24 protein-coding genes are annotated in these 22660 nt (G+C 71.2%); 10 read left to right on the top strand and 14 right to left on the bottom strand.

Translation table 11 applies throughout. From position 1 onward, the window contains the following. Positions 1-25 precede the first annotated feature (25 nt). The 5 genes from gltX to NDW01_RS21345 form a co-directional block, all read right to left on the bottom strand. Positions 26-1459, bottom strand: a complete 1434-nt coding sequence (gltX, locus tag NDW01_RS21365; RefSeq protein WP_308211751.1) for a glutamate--tRNA ligase — start codon at positions 1457-1459, stop codon at positions 26-28. Next, complete coding sequence (locus NDW01_RS21360; RefSeq protein WP_252823031.1) at positions 1452-2216, bottom strand: fumarylacetoacetate hydrolase family protein; 765 nt, start codon at positions 2214-2216, stop codon at positions 1452-1454. The genes gltX and NDW01_RS21360 overlap by 8 nt, the downstream gene beginning before the upstream one ends. 80 nt (positions 2217-2296) lie before the next feature. Further along, on the bottom strand, positions 2297-3217 hold the full coding sequence (locus tag NDW01_RS21355) for a cellulose binding domain-containing protein (protein WP_252823030.1): 921 nt from the start codon (positions 3215-3217) through the stop codon (positions 2297-2299). Between the two features lie 110 nt (positions 3218-3327). Then, the gene (locus tag NDW01_RS21350) at positions 3328-3525 is read right to left on the bottom strand and encodes a hypothetical protein (protein ID WP_252776121.1); all 198 of its coding nucleotides are present in this window, start codon (positions 3523-3525) and stop codon (positions 3328-3330) included. Positions 3526-3533: 8 nt separating this feature from the next. Next, positions 3534-3737, bottom strand: coding sequence for a hypothetical protein (locus NDW01_RS21345; protein ID WP_252823029.1), 204 nt, complete (start codon positions 3735-3737; stop codon positions 3534-3536). 535 nt (positions 3738-4272) lie between these two features. Here NDW01_RS21345 and NDW01_RS21340 point away from each other — a divergent pair. Together NDW01_RS21340 and NDW01_RS21335 are read left to right on the top strand one after the other, a co-directional pair. Continuing rightward, on the top strand, positions 4273-4623 hold the full coding sequence (locus NDW01_RS21340; protein ID WP_252823028.1) for an antibiotic biosynthesis monooxygenase family protein: 351 nt from the start codon (positions 4273-4275) through the stop codon (positions 4621-4623). Between the two features lie 169 nt (positions 4624-4792). Beyond that, positions 4793-5566, top strand: coding sequence for an SDR family NAD(P)-dependent oxidoreductase (locus tag NDW01_RS21335; protein WP_252823027.1), 774 nt, complete (start codon positions 4793-4795; stop codon positions 5564-5566). A 47-nt stretch (positions 5567-5613) separates the two neighbouring features. On the opposite strand, the gene cimA is transcribed toward NDW01_RS21335, so the two are convergent. After that, complete coding sequence (gene cimA / locus NDW01_RS21330) at positions 5614-7185, bottom strand: citramalate synthase (protein WP_252823026.1); 1572 nt, start codon at positions 7183-7185, stop codon at positions 5614-5616. 355 nt (positions 7186-7540) lie between these two features. Between cimA and NDW01_RS21325 the strand changes: the two genes are divergently transcribed. Then, a complete protein-coding gene (locus tag NDW01_RS21325) occupies positions 7541-7891 on the top strand; it encodes a Uma2 family endonuclease (protein ID WP_252823025.1) in 351 nt (116 codons plus the stop codon). A 52-nt stretch (positions 7892-7943) separates the two neighbouring features. Continuing rightward, a complete protein-coding gene (locus NDW01_RS21320; RefSeq protein ID WP_252823024.1) occupies positions 7944-8276 on the top strand; it encodes a S1 domain-containing protein in 333 nt (110 codons plus the stop codon). A gap of 85 nt (positions 8277-8361) precedes the next feature. On the opposite strand, the gene NDW01_RS21315 is transcribed toward NDW01_RS21320, so the two are convergent. The 3 genes from NDW01_RS21315 to NDW01_RS21305 form a co-directional block, all read right to left on the bottom strand. Beyond that, positions 8362-9459: a branched-chain amino acid aminotransferase gene (locus tag NDW01_RS21315; protein WP_252823023.1), complete on the bottom strand. Its 1098-nt coding sequence runs from the start codon at positions 9457-9459 to the stop codon at positions 8362-8364. 145 nt (positions 9460-9604) lie between these two features. After that, positions 9605-10651: a 3-isopropylmalate dehydrogenase gene (locus tag NDW01_RS21310; protein WP_252823022.1), complete on the bottom strand. Its 1047-nt coding sequence runs from the start codon at positions 10649-10651 to the stop codon at positions 9605-9607. 47 nt (positions 10652-10698) lie between these two features. Then, complete coding sequence (locus NDW01_RS21305; RefSeq protein WP_252823021.1) at positions 10699-11931, bottom strand: ROK family transcriptional regulator; 1233 nt, start codon at positions 11929-11931, stop codon at positions 10699-10701. A 137-nt stretch (positions 11932-12068) separates the two neighbouring features. Here NDW01_RS21305 and NDW01_RS21300 point away from each other — a divergent pair, with 137 nt between their 5' ends. Continuing rightward, positions 12069-13475, top strand: a complete 1407-nt coding sequence (locus NDW01_RS21300) for an APC family permease (protein ID WP_252823020.1) — start codon at positions 12069-12071, stop codon at positions 13473-13475. Then, positions 13472-14368: an ROK family protein gene (locus tag NDW01_RS21295; RefSeq protein ID WP_252823019.1), complete on the top strand. Its 897-nt coding sequence runs from the start codon at positions 13472-13474 to the stop codon at positions 14366-14368. The genes NDW01_RS21300 and NDW01_RS21295 overlap by 4 nt, the downstream gene beginning before the upstream one ends. Before the next feature lie 18 nt (positions 14369-14386). On the opposite strand, the gene NDW01_RS21290 is transcribed toward NDW01_RS21295, so the two are convergent. Then, positions 14387-14524 (bottom strand): hypothetical protein, encoded by a 138-nt coding sequence (locus NDW01_RS21290; protein WP_252823018.1) that lies wholly within the window; start codon positions 14522-14524, stop codon positions 14387-14389. A gap of 254 nt (positions 14525-14778) precedes the next feature. Further along, positions 14779-16362, bottom strand: coding sequence for a phosphoglycerate dehydrogenase (gene serA, locus NDW01_RS21285; RefSeq protein WP_252823017.1), 1584 nt, complete (start codon positions 16360-16362; stop codon positions 14779-14781). Between the two features lie 184 nt (positions 16363-16546). Between serA and NDW01_RS21280 the strand changes: the two genes are divergently transcribed. Then, positions 16547-17221, top strand: coding sequence for an SseB family protein (locus NDW01_RS21280; RefSeq protein ID WP_252823016.1), 675 nt, complete (start codon positions 16547-16549; stop codon positions 17219-17221). An 11-nt stretch (positions 17222-17232) separates the two neighbouring features. Here NDW01_RS21280 and NDW01_RS21275 read toward each other — a convergent pair whose 3' ends face one another. After that, positions 17233-17556 carry a response regulator transcription factor gene (locus tag NDW01_RS21275; RefSeq protein ID WP_252823015.1) on the bottom strand — a complete coding sequence of 108 codons (324 nt, stop codon included), beginning with the start codon at positions 17554-17556 and terminating at the stop codon, positions 17233-17235. 513 nt (positions 17557-18069) lie between these two features. Here NDW01_RS21275 and NDW01_RS21270 point away from each other — a divergent pair. From NDW01_RS21270 to NDW01_RS21260, 3 genes are all read left to right on the top strand, one after another. Further along, positions 18070-18372 carry a hypothetical protein gene (locus NDW01_RS21270; protein ID WP_454923420.1) on the top strand — a complete coding sequence of 101 codons (303 nt, stop codon included), beginning with the start codon at positions 18070-18072 and terminating at the stop codon, positions 18370-18372. 129 nt (positions 18373-18501) lie between these two features. Next, positions 18502-19005 (top strand): hypothetical protein, encoded by a 504-nt coding sequence (locus tag NDW01_RS21265; RefSeq protein ID WP_252823014.1) that lies wholly within the window; start codon positions 18502-18504, stop codon positions 19003-19005. A 193-nt stretch (positions 19006-19198) separates the two neighbouring features. Continuing rightward, positions 19199-20389, top strand: a complete 1191-nt coding sequence (locus tag NDW01_RS21260; RefSeq protein WP_252823013.1) for a hypothetical protein — start codon at positions 19199-19201, stop codon at positions 20387-20389. A gap of 405 nt (positions 20390-20794) precedes the next feature. On the opposite strand, the gene NDW01_RS21255 is transcribed toward NDW01_RS21260, so the two are convergent. After that, on the bottom strand, positions 20795-21478 hold the full coding sequence (locus NDW01_RS21255; RefSeq protein WP_252823012.1) for a response regulator: 684 nt from the start codon (positions 21476-21478) through the stop codon (positions 20795-20797). Then, positions 21475-22650 (bottom strand): sensor histidine kinase, encoded by a 1176-nt coding sequence (locus NDW01_RS21250; protein ID WP_252823011.1) that lies wholly within the window; start codon positions 22648-22650, stop codon positions 21475-21477. The genes NDW01_RS21255 and NDW01_RS21250 overlap by 4 nt, the downstream gene beginning before the upstream one ends. Between the last annotated feature and the right edge of the window lie 10 nt (positions 22651-22660).

Below are 22660 nucleotides of genomic sequence, written 5' to 3'. Positions count from 1 at the left end.
CCGTCCATGCCCGTCGGGAGTCCGGCTATTCCGCCGAGAGCCGGTCGAGTGCCGCCCGTACGCGGGCGAGGGTGCGGTCCCGGCCGATGATCTGAAGCGACTCGAACAGCGGCAGGCCGACCGTACGGCCGGTGACGGCCACGCGGATCGGGGCCTGGGCCTTGCCGAGCTTGAGGCCGTGGCGGGCGCCGATCTCCTCGGCCCGCGTCTTGAGCTCCTCGGCCGTCCACTCCGCGTCCTGGAAGGCCTCCAGGGCACCTCGGAGGATGTCCGCGGCGGGCTCCTTCATGCCCTTCTTCCAGGAGGCCTCGTCGATCACCGGCTCGTCCAGGAACGCGAAGTCGACCATGGCCGTGATCTCCGACAGCACCGCGACACGCGTCTGGGCCAGCGGCGCGAGCCGGGCGAAGACCGCCGGGTCGTACCGCTCGGGCGACCACGAGGCGTACGGCTCGCGGAGCCAGGGCTCGCACCGCTCGATGAAGTCCTCGACCGGCAGCGCCCGGATGTACTCGCCGTTGAACGCGCGCAGCTTCTTGACGTCGAAGAAGGCCGGCGAGGGGTTGACGTCCTCGAGCCGGAACTCCTCCTCGATCACGCTCCACGGGACGATCTCGCGGTCGCCGGACGGCGCCCAGCCCAGGAGCATGAGGTAGTTGCGCATGGCCTCGGCGAGGAAGCCCTCGGCCTGGTAGTCCTCCAGCGCGACCTTGTCACGGCGCTTGGAGAGCTTCTGCCGCTTCTCGTTCACGACGACCGGCACGTGTGCCCAGATCGGCGGCTGCGCGCCGAGCGCCTCCCACAGCAGCTGCTGCTTCGGCGTGTTGGACAGGTGCTCCTCGGCGCGGATGACGTGCGTGATGCCCTGGATCATGTCGTCGACGACGTTGGCGAGCATGAACAGCACCGAGCCGTCGCCGCGCGCGATGACGAAGTCCTCGATGTTGGCGTTCTCGAACGTCGGCTTGCCGCGGATCAGGTCGACGACGGTGGTCACGCCCTCGTCCGGGGTGCGGAAGCGCAGGGCGCGCCCCGGGCCCGCCTCCAGGCCGCGGTCGCGGCAGTGGCCGTCGTAGCCGCGGTAGGAGTCGCCGGTCCGCGCGATCACGTCGTCGCGCGTGCAGTCGCAGAAGTACGCGCGGCCGTCCGCGCGCAGCCGCTCGACGGCCTTGCGCTGCTCGTCGGCGTTGGCGGACTGGAAGTACGGCCCTTCGTACTCGTCCTCGTCGATGCCCAGCCACGCGAGGGCGCGGATGATCCCCTCGGTCCACTCCGGGCGGTTGCGGGAGGCGTCGGTGTCCTCGATGCGCAGCACGAGCGTGCCGCCGTGCTGGCGGGCGAACACCCAGTTGTGCAGCGCCGAACGCGCTCCCCCGACGTGGAACATTCCGGTCGGCGACGGCGCGAACCGGACTCTGACGGTGCCGGAGGCGTGCTCCGGGGAAGAAGGGTCAGTCACGGGACACCACTGTATTGCTGAGCGTGCCGATCTTCTCGATCGTCACGGACACCTCGTCGTCGACCTGCAGCGGCCCCACGCCCTCCGGGGTGCCGGTGAGGATGATGTCCCCCGGCAGGAGGGTCATGACCCGGCTGACGTACTCGATCAGCTCGGGGATGCCGTGCAGGAGCTGCTTGGTACGGGACGACTGCCGGGTCTCGCCGTTCACCGTGGTGGTGATGGCCAGGTCCGACGGGTCGAGCTCCGTCTCGATCCACGGGCCGAGCGGGCAGAACGTGTCGAAGCCCTTCGCCCGCGTCCACTGCCCGTCGCGCTGCTGAAGGTCGCGCGCCGTGACGTCGTTGGCGCAGGTGTAGCCGAGGATGACGTCCGCGGCACGCGACGCCGGAACGTCGCGGCAGAGGTGGCCGATGACGACGGCGAGCTCGCCCTCGTAGTCGACCCGCTCGGACAGGCTCGGGTAGGCGATCGTCTCGCGGTGACCGATCACCGCGGTGGACGGCTTCATGAAGATCACCGGCTCGGCGGGCGGCTCGCCGCCCATCTCACGGGCGTGCTCGGCGTAGTTCTTGCCGATCGCGACGACCTTGCTCGGCAGGATCGGCGCCGTCAGCCGCACGTCCGCCAGGGGCTGGCGCTCCCCGGTGAGCTGGATCTCGCCGAACGGGTGGGCGGCGATGGTGGCGATGGTCTCGTCGTCCTCGACCACGCCGAAGGACAGGCCGCCGTCTTTGGTGAACCTCGCGATACGCACGATACGAGGCTATCGACACCGCGGCAGTGCGCCCGCCCCCGGCCTCGGTCCGGCCGGGCCCGGTCACCGCAATCGGCGGCTCAGCCTGCGACGAAGGCGCACGGCGCGCCGTTGAGACGGCAGCCGGCCGGCATGGACGGCGTGCCGGAGCCCCCGAACCGCACCTGCAGGGACGCCCCGGGCGCGATCGGCGGGGCCGTCGCCGTGCCGGTGAGGACCGTCTCCGCTCCCCGCCGCTGCAGTACGGCGTCCCAGGTGTTGTGGATGTCGGCGCCCGGATACGTGAAGGACAGCGTCCAGGACCGCATCGGCCGGTCCCCGTGGTTGGCGATCGTGACGGTGCCCTCGAAGTAGCCCGCGTCGCGCTCGACGGTGCGGTACGCGACCTGCGCGGCCGGGGCGGCTGCGACGTGGGTCGGCGAGGACGGGCACGGCCCGTGCCCGCAGGGGGCGGGCGCCTTCGCAGGGCGGCTCGACGTGCCGTGCGCCACGACCAGGATCCCGACCGCGGCCAGCAGCACGGCCGCGCCCCCGACGATCAGGGCGAGCCTCCGCGAGACCCGTCCGCGGGTCCCGGCCGGGTCCGGCGACCGCCACGAGGTGCCCGACGGCCGCCGCGGGCCGCCCGGCGGAAGGGGGGCGCCCTGCTCCCCCGTGTACGGCAGCGGCTCCTCCACGGTCGCCGGCGTGCCGTACGGGCCCGGCGGCGGGGTGGGGACGCCCTGCTCCACGGTCGGTGGCGCGTCGAGTCGGGCGGGGGCCCCCTCGGCCACGGTCATCGGCGCGTCGTACGAGGTGGGGACACCCTCGGCGATGGTCATGGGCGCGTCGTAGGAGGCCGGGACGCTCTCCTGTACGGTCGCCGGCGCGGCGGGCGGCTCAGGCGGCGGGACGACCGGCCGCAGCTGCACGTCGGTCGCCGGTACGGGCCGCGCGGGGCGCGGAATCTCCTCGGTCGCCCGCAGGTGCGGGAGAACCTCCTCGCCGTCCCGATCACCCACCGTCGCGCCACCTCCCTCTCTTTCTGGTTCTGACGATCGGCGGGCCGGGTTGGTTCAGAACGCGCGAGCGCCCGCACGGCCGGGTCCGGGCGGGCGCTCGCCGGTGTGGGCTACGAGGACTCGAGCGGCCGGTCGAAGGCCCGGCAGGCGGCGAGCCGCTGCTGCCGGTCCAGCATCGCCGTGATCGACTTGACGGCCTCAGGCCGCCGGCGGCCGGCGTCCGCCAGCCAGTGGCCGGCCTCGGCGATCAGCCGGAGCTCGGCGTCCCGGTCGTACCGCAGCGAGTTCGTACGTCGCTTGGAAGGCATGCGACCTCTCAATCGCCGATGATCTTGTCGAAGAACATGAAGGCGCTGACGAAGGCGACTCCGCCCGCCGCCACCGCCGCCGCGGGCCGGTGATCACCGATGAAGGTGAGCACGCCGGCGAGCACGGCGGTGACGAGGGCGTACAGGGCGATCAGCCCCGTCCGCGGCGAGAAGTGCGGACCGCGCGGAGCCGCGGATTCACCGGGTCCCATCGCGTCGTTCCTCTGGCCACTGCGGCCGAAGACACGTACAGTCATGGTCGTTCGAACCTCCTGAGATTCGGACTTGCCGAAGTCGACGGCCTCCTGCTGCAACAGGGGGCCGTCGCTTTTTTGCGCCGCGACGACCCTGGCCGTACGGGGAGAGTTTGGCGCTTAATGACCTTCGTCCGCTACCGATTCTCCAACCTCGGGTGACTTTTCGGTATCCCGAAGGTCTCTTCCTCTAGACGACGACGCCAGGATGAGGTTCTCACCTGTGGCGATCCGCGTTAAACAGAATTAGATTCCGAACGGTTCCCGACCTCTACGGTGACCACTCATTGTGATCACGATATCGGCTTACAAAGAGGCGGAATCCAGACATACCGCCGCCGATGCACGCCCTATTCGGCCGTTCATTTGCACGTGCACAGGCACGTTCCCATTTCGTGGCACGTGCGCATCCGCGCGACACCGCAACGACACGCCGGGGCCTTCGGAGTGCCCCTGGCGGGGAGCCGCGGGCGCGTCAGGAGAGGATTTCCCCATGAGCGTCGTGAAGATCAACGTGCTGACCGTGCCCGAGCCCATGCGCGAGGAGCTGGAGCGCCGGTTCGCCGGTCGCGCCGGGCTCGTCGAGGAGGCCGACGGCTTCGAGGGCTTCGAACTGCTGCGCCCGGTCGAGGGGACCGACCGCTACCTCGTCTACACGCGCTGGCGCAGCGAGGAGGACTTCCAGCGCTGGACGGAGAGCCGGGCGTTCGCGGAGGGACACGCCCAGGCCGCGTCCGAGCGCGGGGCCGCCGAGGGACACGGCCATGGGCACGGCGGCCCGGCCGCGAGCGGCGCCGAACTCTGGTCATTCGAGGTGGTCGAGCAGGCCGAGCCCAAGGGGTGACCCGCCGGCCGGTCCGGAGGACGGCGAGCCGGTGACCGGACGGACGCCCAGGGGGGCAGAGCACTCTGCGTGACGACGGAGCCTAGAGTACGTCGGGCAAGGTCCCGCGAACCGGGCGTACCCGCGAGGGTCCCCGTCCCCACCGCGGCAGTCACCGGAGGAGGTCGTCATGCCCGATGTGGCAGGTGTTCGGGTGCTCATCACCGGAGGGACGAGCGGTCTCGGCCTGGCGATGGCGCGCGGTCTCGTCAACGGCGGCGCCCGCGTGCTGATCACGGGCCGCGACGCGGACCGCGTACGCGGAGCCGTGTCCACGCTGTCCGGAAGCCCCGGTTCGATCGACGGGATCGTCATGGACGTGCGCGACGAGGCGTCGGTGCGCCGCGGCGTCGAGGAGGCGCTCCAGAGGCTGAGCGGGCTGGACGTCCTGGTGAACAACGCGGGCCTGGGGATGAGACACGTCAACCCCCGCTTCCTCAGCGAACCGCAGCCCTTCTGGGAGGTCTCCGCGGACGGCTTCCGGGACGTCGTCGACACCAACCTCACCGGGTACTTCCTCGTCGCCCGCGCCGTCGCCCCCCGCTTCGTCGAACAGGGCCACGGCAAGATCATCAACATCTCGATGAACCACGAGACCATGCGGCGCCGGGGCTTCGTCCCGTACGGGCCGTCCCGCGCCGGCGCCGAGTCGCTGTCCGCGATCATGGCTGCGGACCTCGCCGATCACGGTGTCACCGTCAACATGCTGCTGCCCGGTGGCGCGACGGTCACCGGGATGATCCCCGACGACGTCCCCGCGGCGGTCCGTGACGCCCTGCTGGACCCGGCGATCATGGAGGACCCCGTTCGCTGGCTCTGCTCCGCGGACTCGGACGGCGTGACCGGCGAGCGGGTCGTGGCCACCGAGTTCGACGCGTGGCTCAAGGATCACTTCCGGCCCTGACAGCCAGGAGTCGGGTCACCCGGAGGGGTGACCCGCCCGGCCGTGCGTCAGGACGCGCCGTATCCGGCGCGCAGGAGGCAGTAGGTCACCGACTCCGCGAGAGCCTCCCAGGAGGCGGCGATGACGTTGTCCTCGACGCCGACGGTGCCCCACTCGCCGGAGGCGTCGCTGGACTCGATGAGCACCCGGGTGCGCGCGTCGGTGCCGTGCGCACCCTCCAGGATCCGCACCTTGTAGTCGACGAGCTCCAGGGCGGACAGCTCCGGGTAGATCCGCTCCAGGGCCAGCCGCAGGGCGCGGTCCAGGGCGTTGACCGGGCCGTTGCCCTCACCGGTCGCGACGATCCGCTCGCCCTTGGCGTGCAGCTTGACGGTCGCCTCGCTGACCATGACGCCGTCGGGCCGGCGCTCGACGATCGTCCGCCAGGACTCCACCTCGAAGTAGCGGGTGCGCTCCCCGTCGGCCTCCTCGCGCAGCAGGAGTTCGAACGACGCGTCCGCCGCCTCGAAGGTGTAACCGGCCGACTCGAGCTCCTTGACCCGCTCCACGACCTGCCGCGCCTTGTCGCCGGACAGCTCGTACCCCAGCTCCCGGCCCTTGAGCTCCACCGACGCCCGGCCCGCCATGCTGGAGATCAGCATGCGCATGTCGTTGCCGACCAGCTCCGGGTCGATGTGCTGGTACAGCATCGGGTCGACCTTGACCGCCGAGGCGTGCAGGCCCGCCTTGTGAGCGAACGCCGACATGCCGACGTACGGCTGCTGCGAGCTGGGCGCGACGTTGGTCACCTCGGAGACGGCGTGCGCGATCCGCGTCATCTCCCGCAGCTCGACACCGAGGTCGTAGCCGCGCTTGAGCTGCAGGTTGCCGACGACCGTGAAGAGGTTCGCGTTGCCGCTGCGCTCGCCGTACCCGTTGGCGCAGCCCTGGACGTGCGTCACCCCGGCGCGCACGGCCGCGAGGGTGTTGGCCACCGCGCAGCCGCTGTCGTCGTGGCAGTGGATGCCCAGCCGCGCGCCTTCGGCCGCGACCGCGGCGACGACGTCGGCCAGCTCGTCGGGCAGCATCCCGCCGTTGGTGTCGCACAGGGCGATGACGTCCGCACCGGCCTCGGCGGCGGTCCGCACGACCTCCAGGGCGTAGGCCGGGTTCGACCGGTAACCGTCGAAGAAGTGCTCGGCGTCGAGGAAGACCCTCTGGCCCTCCGCACGCAGGTGGGAGACGGTGTCGCGGATCATCGCGAGGTTCTCCTCCAGCGTCGTGCGGAGGGCCAGCTCGACGTGCCGGTCGTGGCTCTTGGCGACAAGGGTCACGACCGGCGCGCCGGACTCGCGCAGCGCGGCCACCAGAGGGTCGTCGGCGGCCTTCGCGCCGGCCCGGCGGGTCGCGCCGAACGCGGCGAGCTGCGCGTGCTTGAGATCGAGCTCCGTCCGGGCGAGCCGGAAGAACTCGGTGTCCTTGGGATTGGCTCCGGGCCAGCCGCCCTCGATGAACCCGACGCCCAGCTCGTCGAGGCGGCGCGCGATGATCAGCTTGTCCGCCACGGTGAGGTTGAGGCCCTCCTGCTGGGCCCCGTCGCGCAACGTCGTGTCGTAGACGTGGAAGCCGTCATCCCGCATGGGTCGATCCCCTTGGTAGTCCCGGATTGTGCGCCGGCGCCGCAAAACAAAACGACCCCTCACGGGACGTGAGAGGTCTGCGCGCCGGCGGAGTGCTCGTCTAGGTGCCGGCGCGCCAGCCGATAATGACCAGGCTGCTGCGCATGATGGCACCGAGTCTGCCACATCCCCGCCGCGACGGACACATCCGTCTCATCACCCGAGACGCAACTCGTCCACCAGCGGTTTCACCATACCTGGGGACCTGAATCACACGGACTATCGGCCGATTCCCCTGCGCGCGACCATCGCCATCGACTACCTTCCGTGACTTGTCGCGTACTTTACGTTCTGGACGACGGGAGATGATGGGAACATGTCCATCGTGCTGGAGAAGCCGATCGACGTGGACACCGACGAACGCACCGAGGTCGAGCGCCGCTACGCGGAGCTCAGCCGGCGCTGGCCGGACCGCAAGGTCGAGGTCATCGACGGCCGGATCGTGGTGAGAGAGGTGCCCACCACTGATCACGCTCGGATCATCTTCCGGCTCCTGCTCCAGCTCATGCCCTTCGTCACCGAGCGCGGCTGGGAGATCTGGCAGGACGTCGCGCTCTTCCTCGGTCCCCAGGTGGACCGGTACCGGCCGGACGTGCTGGTCGTGCCGCAGGATCCGCCCCTGTGGGGCGACGACCACGTCTACGCACGATCGACACCGGCCGGCTGACCGGCTGACCCGGCCGTCTCCGCTAGCCGCTCTCCGGGAGAAGCACATGGGCATGACGCAGCGACGGTCCGTCCGGGGACAGGTCGCCTCCTGGGACGACGAAGCGGGTTGGGGGGTGCTGACCTCGCCGGAGGTGCCCGGCGAGGTGTGGGCGCACTTCTCCGCCATCCGCCTCGCCGACCCGGGCGGCTACCGCGCGCTGCGCCCTCGGGACGCCGTCCTGTTCACCTGGGAGGAGGCCGATCAGGACGGCTACTCCTTCCGGGCGGTCGAAGTCCGCCGGGCATCGGATGTCACCGGCTCGACGGTCCGGGGACAGGACGAGTCCGGCGACCACGCCGGTTACCGGTCCGAGCTGGACCTTCGCTGGGACTCGGATCGGTAGCGCGCGGCGCGGCGGACACGAGCATCGGCGGCCGGCCCGGCCGAGGGCGCGTCCCCGTCGGGAGACGCGCCTCCGCGGGTTCGTGTCAGGCGATCTTGTGGATCCAGCCGTACGGGTCGGGGCGGTCGCCGAACTGGATGCCGACGAGCTCCTCGCGGAGCCGCATGGTGACCGGGCCGGGCTCGCCGGAGCCGATGAGCCACTCGTCCTTGGCGCTCTTGACCCGGCCGACCGGGGTGATCACGGCGGCGGTGCCGCAGGCGAACACCTCGGTCAGCTCCCCGGAGGCGTTGCCCTCGCGCCACTGGTCGGTGGAGATGCGGTCCTCCGAGGCCGGGACGCCGAGGTCGGGGGCGAGCTTGAGGAGCGCGTCCCGCGTGATGCCGGGCAGCAGCGTGCCGGTCAGCGAAGGCGTCATGACGCGGGCGTCCGCACCGGAGCCGTACACGAAGAAGAGGTTCATGCCGCCCATCTCCTCGACCCAGCGGTGCTCGTTGGCGTCGAGCCACACGACCTGGTCGCAGCCCTCCTGGACGGCCTGGGCCTGAGCGACGAACGCGGCGGCGTAGTTGCCGCCGCACTTGGCGGCGCCGGTGCCACCCGGGGCGGCCCGCGTGTACTCCTCCGACAGCCACACCGAGACCGGCTTGATCCCGCCGGTGAAGTAGGCGCCCGAGGGCGAGGCGATGACGATGAACAGGTACGACGAGGACGGGCTGTTCACGCCGAGGCCGCGCTGCGTCGCGATGATGAAGGGACGCAGGTAGAGGCTGTGGCCCTGCTGGGTGGGGACCCAGTCGCGGTCGGCGTCGACGAGGAGCTCCAGGGACCGGACGAAGGTCTCCTCGGGGATCGGCGGCATCGCCATCCGCTCGCAGGAGGCGTTGAAGCGGGCGGCGTTGGCGTACGGGCGGAAGGCGACGATCGATCCGTCGGCCCGGCGGTAGGCCTTCAGGCCCTCGAACAGCTCCTGGGCGTAGTGGAAGACCGCGGTCGCCGGGTCGAGGGTCAGCGGCGCGTACGGCTCGAGGCGCGCGTCGTGCCAGCCCTGCTCCGTGTCCCACCGGATCGTGATCATGTGGTCCGTGAAGACCTGGCCGAAGCCGGGCTTCTCAAGGAGTCGTTCGCGCTCGTCCGCCGACACGCGGTGGTCGGAGAGCCGGATGTCGAAGTCGATGCTCATCTGAGGTCCTCTCGCGGTACGGCCTCGTCGCCGCTCCGTACCCATTGTCGCCTTTTGTCGCGTTCAAGTCTCCTTACCGCACGGCAGCCCAAAACGGGCGCGCCGTGGGGCGCGCCCGGAGGGTTTCCTTATGGAGAGGCGCGCCCTAGCCGGCTACTCGCTCGGCGATGTCGTCGCCCGCTTCACGGGTCGAACGCGCGGCCCAGGCGCCCTGACGCTCGATGAGGTCGTCGGCGACGGCCTGCTCGACCTTGCGCGCCTCGTCGGTCAGCCCGAGGTGGTCCAGGAGCAACGCGACCGAGAGGATCGTGGCGGTCGGGTCCGCCTTGCCCTGCCCGGCGATGTCGGGAGCGCTGCCGTGCACGGGCTCGAACATGCTCGGCGCCGCGCCGGTGGGGTTGATGTTGCCGCTGGCGGCCAGCCCGATGCCGCCGGCCACCGCCGCGCCCAGGTCGGTGATGATGTCACCGAACAGGTTGTCGGTGACGATCACGTCGAAGCGCTCCGGCTGGCTGACGAAGAACATCGTGGCGGCGTCGACGTGGGAGTAGTCGACGTCGATGTCGGGGAATTCGGCGGCCACGGCGTCGACCGTACGCGACCAGAGGTCTCCCGCATAGACCAGGACGTTGTTCTTGTGCACGAGGGTGAGCTTCTTGCGCGGGCGGCGGGCCGCCTGCTCGAAGGCGTAGCGCACGACGCGCTCGACGCCGAACGCGGTGTTGAGGCTCTCCTGCGTCGCGACCTCGTGCGGCGTGCCTTTGCGGAGGACGCCGCCGGCCCCGGCGTACGGGCCCTCGGTGCCCTCCCGGACGACCAGCATGTCGATGTCCTCGGGCCGGGTGTCGGCGAGGGGCGTCTCGACGCCCGGGTAGAGCCGGACCGGCCGCAGGTTGACGAAGTGGTCGAGCTCGAAGCGCAGACGGAGCAGCAGGCCGCGCTCCAGCACGCCGCTCGGCACGCTCGGGTCGCCGACGGCCCCCAGCAGGATCGCGTCGTGCTGCCGGATCTCCTCCAGCACGGAGTCGGGCAGCGTCTCGCCGGTCTTGTGCCACCGGGTCGCGCCCAGGTCGTACGGCGTCTGCTCGATCTTCATGCCGAGCGCGTCGAGGACCTTGAGACCTTCGGCGACGACCTCGGGGCCGATGCCGTCGCCCGGAACGACGGCCAGCCGGATGCTGCGGGAAGCCATGCATGCACCTTAGCGGTTCGTCTCATCCCATGAGAACTCGTCTCAAACTATGGGCGATTCGTGACCGTTCCGGGGAGGTCGGCCGCGCCGGTGATGGCCCGGTCGAACACCAGCGCGCGGGCGGTCGCCAGCCCCGTCGCCAGCGCGCCCAGGACGACGGCCTCATCGCCCAGCGGCGACACCTCGACGCGCGGCGCGCCCAGCGGGGTCATCGTCTCCAGCCGGTCGCGGACCTCGCCGAGGAAGACGTCGGCGCCGTGCCCGCCGATCCCGCCGCCGAGGACGATGAGCTCCGGGTCGAGCAGGGCGATCACACCGGCCAGCGCGTGGGCGACGTGGTCGGCCTCCCGCGCCACCGCGCGCACCGCCGCCGGTTCGCCGTCGCGCGCCTCGTCGAAGACGCGCTTGGCGGTGATCTCGCCGGTCATCCCCATCCGCCGCGCGGTGGCGACCACCGCCGGCGCCGAGGCGACCGACTCCAGCATCCCGTGCCGCCGGGAGTCCGCGGCGTGCGCGAGCGGGTCGGTCTCCCCCATCGGCAGGAAGGCGATCTCCCCGGCGGCGCCGCGCGCGCCGCGGTACAGCCGGCCGTCGACGATGATCCCCATGCCGATGCCGGTGCCGATCGACACGTAGACGAAGTGCCGCAGGTCGGCGCCGAGGCCGTAGCCCTGCTCGCCGAGCGCGGCCAGGGCGATGTCGTTCTCGATCGCGAACGGCGCGGGCAACCGCTCGGCGAGCTTCGCGGTGACGCCGGGTTCGTTCCAGCCGGGGATGTTCGGCGCGAGGTGCAGGCGCTCGTTGCCGGCGTCGTACACGCCGGGCGTGCCGAGGACGATGTGGGTGATCTGCCCTCCGGCCCCGGCCGTGAGGTTGTCGACGATCTCGCCGAGCTGGTCGATCAACGCGCCGGCGTCGCCGGAGTCCGCGGGGACGTCCTCCCGTACGGCGATCTCCCCACCGAGGTCGGCGAGGGCGGCGCGCACCCACTGGCGGCCGACGTCCAGGCCGATCACCCAGCCGGCCTCGGGGCGGATCTCGTACAGCAGCGCGGCGCGGCCCGCGTTGCCGGTCCGGTGCCCCACCGGGCGGACGAGCTCGGCGCGCTCCAGGTCGGCGAGGGCCAGCGAGATCGTCGGCTTGGACAGCCCGGTCGCCTCGGCCAGCTGCGGCCGTGAGACCGGGCCGAGCAGGCGGATCCGCTCGTACACGGCCCGCTCGTTCATGATGCGCAACACGCTCGTCGTGTTGGCCGTCTCCCCGCCGCTGGGCACCGCCATCCCCTCCCCGTGGGTCGCTGACGGAAGTGTCGCACGTCCCCCTGGGCTTGCTTTGTTAGGGAGCCTCTCTTACATTCTCTGCAACGTCGCTCACCAGCGAGAAGGCGGTAACGCGCCACGAAAGGGAGTGGGGAGTCATGTCGTCTCCCACGGCTCCGGGGTTCGAACGACGCCTCGGACTGTTCCAGGCCACCACCGTGAACATGACCCAGATGTGCGGCATCGGGCCGTTCGTCACCATCCCCGCCATGGTCAGCGCTCTGCAGGGCCCGCAGGCCATGTTCGGCTGGCTGATCGGCGCGATCATCGTCGTCGCGGACGGCCTCGTCTGGGCCGAGCTCGGCGCGTCGATGCCCGGCGCCGGCGGCACGTACCTCTACCTGCGTGAGGCGTTCCAGTACCGCACGGGCCGCCTGATGCCGTTCCTGTTCGTGTGGTCGGCGGTGCTGTTCATCCCGCTGATCATGTCGACCGGTGCGATCGGGCTCGTGCAGTACGCCGGTTACCTGTGGCCCGCGCTCGTCCACGGCAACGGGCTGTCGGGACTCGGGCACGTCTTCGCGGTCGGCGTCGTCGTGCTGGTGGTCCTGGCGCTCTACCGCCGGATCGACGACGTCGGCAAGCTCACCTCGATCTTCTTCGTCGTCATGCTGGTCACGGTGCTCGGCGTGATCGTCGCGGCGTTCACCCACTTCCACGGCAGCGTGGCCTTCGGCTTCCCGCATGACGCGGGCTCGAAGTTCTTCAGCGGACTGGGCGCCGGCCTGGTCATCGCGGTCTACGACTACCTCGGCTACAACACCAGCGCCTACCTCGGCGCCGAGGTCCGCGACCCGGGCCGGGTCATCCCGCGCTCGATCGTCTACGCGATCCTCGGCATCATGGGGCTGTACTTCCTGCTCCAGGTCGGCGTGCTCGGCGTCGTGCCGTGGCAGGAGGCCAAGAACTCCAGCTCGGTCGCCTCGCTCGTGCTCGAACGCGCCTGGGGCAAGGGCGTCGCGCAGGTCTTCACGGTCGGCATCATCATCACGGCGTTCGCGTCCGTCTTCGCCGGGCTGCTCGGCGGCTCGCGGGTGCCCTACAACGCGGCGCGCGACAAGGTGTTCCTCCCGTGGTTCGGGCGGCTGCACCCGCGCCTGCACTTCCCCACCGCCGGCCTGTACGCGATGGGCATCATCACGGCGATCGGCTCGCTGTTCACCCTCACCGACGTGATCAGCATGCTCACCACGGCGTTCGTGCTCGTGCAGTCGATCGCGCAGATCGTCGCCCTCACCGTGCTGCGCAGGCGGCAGCCGGACCTGCCCCGGCCGTACAAGATGTGGCTCTACCCGCTGCCGAGCATCGTCGCGCTGGCCGGGTGGGTCTACATCTACCAGGCCGCCGGGGCCAAGCCGATCCTGCTCTCCCTCGCCTGGCTGGCCCTCGGCGTCATCGCCTACCTGCTCTGGGCCCGCGCCGAGAGGACCTGGCCGTTCGGGCCGAAGGAGATCAGGGAGTCCTTCGTCGGGCCCGCCGAGCCCCAGGGGCAGGCCGCCGCATGACGACGGGCATGACGTCGGTCGGCGAGTTCGTGCTCGGGATCGACTTCGGGGGGACCAAGGTGGCGCTCGCGACGGCGAGCGTCACCGGGGAACGGCTGCGCGGCACGCGCCTGCCGACCCGCGCCGCCGACGGCGCGGACGAGGTGATGCGCCGGGTCCTGGCCGCGGCGCACGGCCTCATCGCCGAGACGCCCGGCCGCCTCGCCGCGGCCGGCGTGTCGACGTTCGGGGTGATCCGCGAGGGTCGCGTGCGCCTCGCGCCGAACGTGCCGGGCTGGGACGACCTGCCGCTGCCGGCCCTGCTCCAGGACGGGCTCGGCGTGCCGGCCGTCCGCGTCGACAACGACGTCAACGCCGCGGCCGCCGCGGAGCTGCGCTGGGGACGGCTCCAAGGCGCCGACGTCGGCCTCTACGTCAACTTCGGCACCGGGACCGGCGCGGCGGTGGTGGTCGGCGGCCGGGTGGTGCCCGGTACGCACGGCGCGGCCGGCGAGATCGGGTACCTGCTGCGCGAACCGGCCGAGCCGGGATACGCGGAGGGACGCGCGCCGCTGGAGGAGTACACCTCCGGAAGCGGGCTGGCCGCCCGCGGCTCCGCGCTGCTCGGCGAGCGGGTCACCGCGGAGGCGCTGTTCGCGCGCCGGGACGAGCCGGCGGTGGCCGCCCTGCTCGACGACGCCGCCGCGGCCGTCGGGATGGCGGTCGCCAACCTGACGACCTTCCTCGATCCCGAACGCGTCGTCGTGGGCGGCGGGATGACCGAGGCGTTCCTGCCCGCCGTACGCGCGGCGGTCGGCCGGGCCGTGCCCTTCCCGCCGCCGGTCGAGGCCGCGCGGTTCGTCGACGACGCCGCGCTGATCGGCGCGGTGGCCCTCGGCGTCGGGGCCGTCTGAGGCCGGCGCCGTCTGGAACTAGCGGCCTGCGGCGCCGCCGTTGTCGCGGCGGTCCAGCGCGGTCTGCACGGCTCTGACCGCCTCTTCGGCGGCGTCGTCGGCTGGGGTCCAAGCGGAAGTGGCGTTCATGGGAATCGTCTCCGTGAAGATCGTCATCAGGGCGAGCGGATCAGGCGGGACCGACGGCCGGCGGCACACTCCGCGGCGGGTCGCCGGCCTGCCCGGGATCAAGCCCCGCCACGGCGGCGAAGGGTGAGCACGAAGCGCCGCATGACCTTCCCGACGCTACCCGCTGCGTCCCGGCGTGTCTCGCCTCGCGACCAGGAATCTCACATCGCAAGACGCGTTCCGGGGTGAGCCCCTGCCACCTGCGGATTCTTCGCCGCCCGCCCTGACGGTGGATCTCCCCGTCAGAGGTCGACGCGGCGGCCCTGCTCGGCGCCGATCTCCTCGACGATCGCGTCGACGAGCTCGGGGGTCAGCGCGGAGTCGACGGTCAGGGCGATCAGCGCCCGGCCGCCCTTCTCGTGCCGCCCCACCTGCATGCCGGCGATGTTGACGCCCGCGTCGCCGAGCAGGCGGCCCACCACGCCGACCATCCCCGGCCGGTCGGTGTAGGTGAAGAAGCCCATGTGCGCCGCCGGGGTGATCTCCATGGCGTAGCCGTTGACCTCGACGATCCGCTCCACGTGGCGCGGCCCGGTCAGCGCGCCGGAGACCGAGACGACCACGCCGTCGGGCATCGTGCCGCGGACCGTCAGGAGGTTGCGCCAGTCCGGGCTCTCCTCGTCGCCGGTCAGCGTCACCTCGACGCCCCGGGCCCGGGACAGGAGGGGCGCGTTGACGTACGTCACCGCCTCCTCGACGACGTCGGTGAACGCGCCCTTCAGCGCGGCCAGCTCCAGGACCTTCACGTCGTGGGCGGCGATCTCCCCGCGCGCCTCGACCTCGACGCGCACGGGCAGGCCGCCGGCGAGCGCGGTGAAGATCCGCCCGAGCTTCTCCGCCAGCGGCAGCGCGGGCTTGACCTCCTCGGCGACGACGCCGCCGCGTACGTTCACCGCGTCCGGCACGAACTCGCCGGCGAGCGCCAGCCGTACCGAGCGCGCCACCTGGGTGCCGGCCTTCTCCTGCGCCTCATGGGTGCTCGCCCCGAGGTGCGGCGTGACCACGACGTTGTCGTGCTGGAACAGCGGGCTGTCCGTGCACGGCTCGGTGCGGAACACGTCGATGCCCGCTCCCGCGACGCGCCCCTCCTTGAGCGCGAGGTCGAGGGCGTCCTCGTCGACGATGCCGCCGCGCGCGGCGTTGACGATCCGCACGGACGGCTTGACCAGCCGCAGCTCACGGTCGCCGATCAGGCCGAGCGTCTCGGGGGTCTTCGGCAGGTGGACGGTGATGAAGTCGCTGTCGCGCAGCAGCTCGTCGAGCGGGACGAGCCGCGCGCCGAGCTGCGCGGCATGGGCCGCCTGGACGTACGGGTCGTAGGCGATCACCCGCATTCCGAACGCGGCGAGCCGCTGCGCGACGAGCACGCCGATGCGGCCCAGCCCGAGCACGCCGAGCGTCTTGTCCTGCAGCTCGACGCCGGTGTACGCGGCGCGCCGCCACTCGCCGCGCTTCAGCGAGGAGTGGGCCTGCGGGATGTTGCGGGCGGTGGCCAGCAGCAGCGCGATCGCGTGCTCGGCGGCCGTCACGATGTTGGAGGTCGGCGCGTTCACGACCATGACGCCGGCCCTGGTCGCCGCCTCGACGTCGACGTTGTCGAGGCCGACTCCCGCGCGGGCCACGACGCGCAGCCGGGGCGCGGCCGCGAACACCGCCGCGTCGACCGTGCTCGCGCTGCGGACGATCAGGGCGTCCGCGCCGGCGGCCGCGGCGACCAGCGCGTCGTGGTCGGCGCCGTCGACGCGGCGGATCTCGAAGTCCGGCTCCAGGAGCGCCAGACCGGCGGGTGAGAGCTCTTCGGCGATGAGGACCACAGGCCTGCTCACGAGGACCCCCTACGTGTGGCTGCACGGCGTGGGGGCGTGCGTCGATCCCGAGCGCCCTCGGCGTGACCTCGCCCTACACGATGGTAGTAACGGCCGGTGAACATGCCAGTGAGACGAGGCGAATAACCGGTCCGGTGGCCAGGATCGGCCCATGGGCCATCGCCCACGCACTAGTGTCGGGCGTATGGCTAATGGAAACCCGAAGCTGGCCGACGTGCTCGCTCAGCGCGGTGAACCTGAGGAGATCCTGCGCGCGCTCGTCGACGGCGGGGTCCTCATCGTGACGAACCCCGACGGCTCGGTCCTGGTGGGGCAGCTGGAGGACGAGTCCGTCGCGCTGGCCGCCTTCACGCGCCCGGAGGCGTACAGCGAGAAGTCCGCGAGCGAGGAGTTCCAGCACGCCGACGCGGCCCTGCTGCTGGAGATCGCCCGCAGCGGCGAGGTCCAGGCGATGGTGATCGACCCGGAGAGCGACGACGCCGCTCTCATCCCGTTCAGCGACGTCCAGGGCTTCCTCGTCACCCAGGGCATGGGCGTCGACGAGGACGTCGAGGTGGCGTTCCGCGCCAGCGAGCACGAGCTGGTCGGGCCCCTGAAGGAGGGCGTCGCCGAGCGGCTCTCGGACTACCCCGCGGTCGAGCGGGTCTGGATCTCCGACGTCCGGATGCCCAGCGGCGTGGAGGGCATCATGCTGCACGTCGTGGTCTCCGAGGGCGCCGACCCGCAGCTGGCCAATGAGCTGCTGCAGGCGACGATGGAAAAGCTGCCGGCCAGCGACGTCCCGGTGTTCGCCCACGTCGCCGACGCCGAGAGCGAGGAGTTCCTCGCCGACATGAACGCCGACGTCGTCCGGCGCTGACCGATCGGCCCTCACCGCCGGGTGCCGGGCGGGACGAGCGCGTTCTCATACGCGTACATCACGGCGTGCACCCGGTCGCGCAGGCCGAGCTTGTCCAGAACGCGCCCGAGATGCGTCTTGACCGTCGTCTCGGCGATGGACAGCATCCGGGCGATCTCCGTGTTCGTCCTCCCCTCCACCACCAGGTCGAAGACCTCACGTTCGCGGGCGGTGAGCCGGGCCAGGGCCACCGGCGGCCGGGCCCGGGCGCGCCTCCTGCCGGTGAACGCCTCGATCAGCGGCCCGGTCACCGCCGGAGAGATGAGCGCGCCGCCGCCGGCACGAGTGATCCTCATAGGCGACGCCGGTGTGCGATCCCATCTGGAGGAGTTCTCGCACACCGGCGCCGGGCGAGGCCGTCACGACACCTGTGATCAGGATCCGGTCGGTGCACTCTCGGCGTACGGTGGCGACCCGGCGTTCGGCCATCGCGTTCGCTCGTGGTGCGCGGACCGGTGTGCGGGTCACCCGCGCGCCCAGCGAGGTGAACACCTCGTCGAAGTTCCTGGTCCCTGGCCGACAGTGGCGCGTGCCGGGGGCATCCCCGAGCCGGAGAACCCCCGCCGGAGGCATGTCTGGCCGATCCTGCCGGTGACGCCGAGGGTGATCACGATCACGCGTACGTCCGCAAACCGTCCCGCTCTCCCTCTCGTCGCAACACCTTGATTGGCCATGAGCGGAAGGCGGGTGCGGCGGTGGCACTCCTGGGTCTGTCGGTACTGGCGGGGCTGGCGTGCCTTGTCGTCCAGGTACGTGAGGTGCGGCTCCAGGGCCGGCTGCAGCGACAGGGCATACGGGTCCAGGGGACCGTGAGCCGCTACAAGAGGGAATGGTCCGGAGCGGGCGAGTCCGCCGGCTGGGTCACGTTCGCGATGGTGAGCTTCGCTGACGCGTACGGCAATATGCACGAATGCAAACCCACCCGCTCGGGCGTCCGGCGTCGGCCGATCGGCCTCGCCGTCCCGGTGATCTACCTGCCCGACTCCCCCTCCACCACCGCCCGCATTGACCGGCGCTCGGACCGACGGCAGCGCATCATCCTCGGGTTCGTGGCCAGTGCGTTCTTCATAGTCTTCCCATTCGTGCTCATCGCTTTCGGCGGTGTCCGATAAGAGTGCTGCCACCGATGGGATCTCCGCCACAGCACCGCCCGCCGGGTCATCCCCTCCGCCGTCGCCCCGTAGCCCTACTGGGTTTGGTCCGTCAAAGCGGCTTAGGTTCGACTACACACCTGGAGGGTCATGCTCCCGCTTGTTCGCACGCGCCGGTTCGCCTTCGTCGCCGTCGCCATCGCCGCCGGGGTCGGTATTTTCGGGGGCATTGCCGTGCTGGCCGCGTCCGTCTTCACCAACGACGTCAACAACAGGCTCAACAACACGGATCCAGATCCTCAAGGGAACGGCATTATCGCGGTCTGCTCGGACGTGCCGTTCCGCGTCTGGTACACCGCGAACATCGGGACCGAGACCCGACCCGACAACAGGAAATTCAGCGAACGGGTGAGGACGCCCACCGGTCACGGCCGTGACCCGTTCGACAAGGACCGGCACCGGCGCTGCCCGCAGTTCGGTTCGGCCTTTGGATCCCGGGTGGACTTCAAAGCGCCAGGCCTGAAGGATGGGCAGCCGTTCTCGGTGATTGCGCTAGCCGATCGCAAGCATTTTCTGGTCATCCGCTTTACCGAAAACGCCGACGGTACGGTCACTGGGGCCCAGGAACCGGTCGGTGTTCCTGCGTCCCCGTGATCCCGAAATTCGGCGAGAAGCGATATAGGTATTGTGTCGTCCTAATATGTAATGGCCTGGTTCAACCGGACCTGTTGGGGCCGCACGGACGAGCCGGACAAGCCGGGAGGCGGGCAGGCCCATGCGAGGGAGCGAAATGGGATTCGATAGGGGACGGCAGCGCGGGGAGACTTCCCGGCGGCAGATGCTTGCCTTGTCCGGGGGTGCCGTGCTGGCGGCCCTGGGAACGGCGGCCTGCGGCCCGGACGGGAACAATTCCTCTCCCGCCGCGGGCTCCTCCTCCAGCCCGGGCACGGTGAGCGCGCCGCCTGCCTCCGGCGTACTCGCCGCCAATGTCAACCAGGCTCTGGAGAAGATCGACTACGCCGAGCTGCAGGCGGTCTCGGGCACCTGGATACGCGGCTTCTATCTGATGTCCAACGCCGACCAGGGGAACCCGGCGACCCAGACCGGATTCGCTAAGTTGCTCCAGGCGGCCGCCCACGGCTACGGCACCGTACTGACCACGAAGTTCCAGTACCAGAACAGGCCCATCCCCACACCCGGCAGCCCGGCCATGACGACCGCCCTGGCACGGCTGGACAAGGTTCTGGCCGCGACCATGGGCAAGGTCGACATCCTGACCATCGGCAACGAGCCCTTCTTCGAGACGAGCAAGACGGACCGCGAAACTCCCCGTATCAACACCTTCTACGAGGCGCTCGCCCTGCACACCGCCCAATACCGGCAGAAGCACTTCGGAGCGAACTGCAAGACCAAGATCTACATGGGAGCGCTCACCGCCCTCTACCGGCCCGGCGCCGAAACCGCGCAGACGCGGCGCTGGATGACCTTCACCGCCCACACGCCGTCCATCGCAGGCGTGGACATCCACCCGCACGTACCCGGCCCGGCCGCGGCGAAGAAGTACCTCGACTACGTGCTGCCGTTCCTCCGCAGCGACCAGAGGTTCCTCGCCACCGAGTTCTCCCTGGTACAGCTCTGGAAGCAGCACATGAGCGACGCGGTGAACCCTGCCTTCGCCCGCAGCCACGGCATCGCGAAGGGGACCCCCGTGTGGCAGGTCATCAAGGACGCCACCCAGCGCCCCTTCGACGAGCAGGAGTGGAACGACTTCCTACTCTCCAACACGTGGTACGCGGACAACAAGAACTTCCTGGCCGACCAGATGGAGCGCTTCCGCAGCACCGGGAAACTGGCCGTGGCCGCCTACGGCATCACCCAGGCCTCAGCGATGCCAAAGGACTTCGGCCCGAACAGCACTCCCTGGGTGCTCAACAGCATGTTCTGCCCGTACGTGTGCAAGCCCGAACCCAGCGGCCTGCCCGGCAGAAACCGCACATGGTGCCGCCAGTTCCGCGCCCTACAGCATTACCGAGCTTGACCTCTGATCCCGAGAGAGCGGACTTGCGCATGCCTCGGTGATACCGATCTGCAGACTCCGCTGCTTGACCTTCAGGCCTGGACGGCTTCCTCGGCGGGCATGGCAGAAGGGGATCACGGTCATGACGGCCACCTGCCGTCCCGCCTCTGCCGGGCCTGCCGGGCCAGGTCCGGCCACCGCTCGATGCTGACGACCGTGGTGATGCCCGGCAGCGGCCGGCGAAAATCGCCCGCAGCGGCGAGGTCCAGGCGATGGTGATCGACCCGGAGAGCGACGACGCCGCTCTCATCCCGTTCAGCGACATCCAGGGCTTCCTCGTCTGTTCGCCCACGTCGCCGACGCCGAGAGCGAGGAGTTCCTCGCCGACATGAACGCCGACGTCGTCCGGCGCTGACCGATCGGCCCTCACCGCCGGGTGCCGGGCGGGACGAGCGCGTTCTCGTACGCGTACATCACGGCGTGCACCCGGTCGCGCAGGCCGAGCTTGTCCAGAACGCGCCCGAGATGCGTCTTGACCGTCGTCTCGGCGATGGACAGCATCCGGGCGATCTCCGTGTTCGTCCTCCCCTCCACCACCAGGTCGAAGACCTCACGTTCGCGGGCGGTGAGCCGGGCCAGGGCCACCGGCGGCCGGGCCCGGGCGCGCCTCCTGCCGGTGAACGCCTCGATCAGCGGCCCCGTCACCGCCGGAGAGATGAGCGCGCCGCCGCCGGCGGCGGCGCGGACGCCCAGGAGCAGCTCCTCCGGCGGCGCGTGCTTCAGCAGGAACCCGCAGGCCCCCGCGCACAGCGCGTCGTAGACGTACTCGTCCAGGTCGTAGGTGGTCAGGACGACGACGCGCGGCGCGGGGCCGGCCGATCCGGTGAGGATCCGGCGGGTCGCCGCCAGGCCGTCCAGCACGGGCATCCTGATGTCCATCAGCACGACGTCGGGGTGGACCTCGCGGGCGCGCGCCACCGCCTCCGCGCCGTCGGCCGCCTCGGCGACCACGGTGAGATCCGCCTGTGCGCCCACCAACGCGACGAGACCCGCGCGCACGAGCGCCTGGTCGTCGGCGATCAGCACGCTGATCGGCGCGCTCGCCGTCATGATCCGCCCTTCCACGCGCCGTACGGAAGCGCCGCGGTCACCCGAAACCCCCGGTCCGTGGCCGAGGCGCGCAGATCCCCGCCCAGCGACTCCGCGCGCTCGCGCATGCCGAGCAGGCCCCGGCCGCCGGACGCCGACCGGCCGCCGCGGCGTCCCCGGCCCGGCGGCCCGTTGGTGATCTCGACGGCGAGGCGGTCGTCGAGGTAGCGCAGCGTCACCCGGGTCGCGGCGCCGGGCGCGTGCCGGGCGACGTTCGTGAGCGACTCCTGGACGATGCGGTACGCCGACAGCTGCAGGCCGGGACTGAGCTCGCGCGCCCTGCCGGTCACCTCCAGGTCCGCGGGGACACCGGCGTCCCGTGCCATCGCGATCAGCGCGCCGATCTCGGCCAGAGAGGGAACCGGACGCCGGGGGCCGCCCTTCTCGTCCTCCCGCCGGAGCGTGCCGAGCAGGTGGTTCAGCTCGTTCAGCGCCTCGCGGGCGAGCCGCTCGACCGTGCCGAGCGTCTCGGCCGGGGCGGAGCCGGTCAGGCGGGCGGCACCGGCCTGGACGGTGATCGCCGAGAGCTGGTGCACGAGGACGTCGTGCAGCTCACGGGCGATGCGGGTGCGCTCGGTCAGGTGCGCGGCCTCCACGGCGAGCGCGGCCTCGGCCCGGCGCGCGGTCGCCGCGTCCCCGGCGAGGAAGGCCGCGCCGAGCAGCGCGAACGGCACCCCTGCGACGCGGTGGAGGTTGACCATGACGCCGACGACCGCTCCGGCGATCAGTCCGAGCCAGCCGAGCCACCGTGCGTGTCTCCGCGTCTGCACGCCGTACGCGCCGACCCCGTACGCGGCGACCAGCACCGCGGCGAAGGCCGCGATCGCGTGCTGGTGCAGGGCCGCACGGACCGCGAGCACGCCGCTCGTGGCCAGCAGGACGGGCACCGGGGCGCGCCGTCGCCACAGGAACGGGACGGAGGCCGCCAGCTCCAGGCCCAGGTAGCCGAGCACCACGGGCGTCACCGGAACGTGCGAGGCCGGCTTCCACCACCACGGGACGTCCGGCGCGCCCCAGGCGAACAGGCCCGCCGCGACGGCGGCGTCGACCCGGCGCGGCGTCAGGACCCCACGGGGCACGGCCGGGTCCCTCCAGCTCGGCCCCCGGCACGGCGTCACGTCCCCAGCCGACATGACCGGCTCC

It is taken from the genome of Actinoallomurus soli (assembly GCF_024055715.1).
Classification (GTDB): domain Bacteria; phylum Actinomycetota; class Actinomycetes; order Streptosporangiales; family Streptosporangiaceae; genus Actinoallomurus; species Actinoallomurus soli.
Note: the sequence above shows the minus strand (reverse complement) of the source record. Positions and strands in the feature narration are given on the sequence as shown.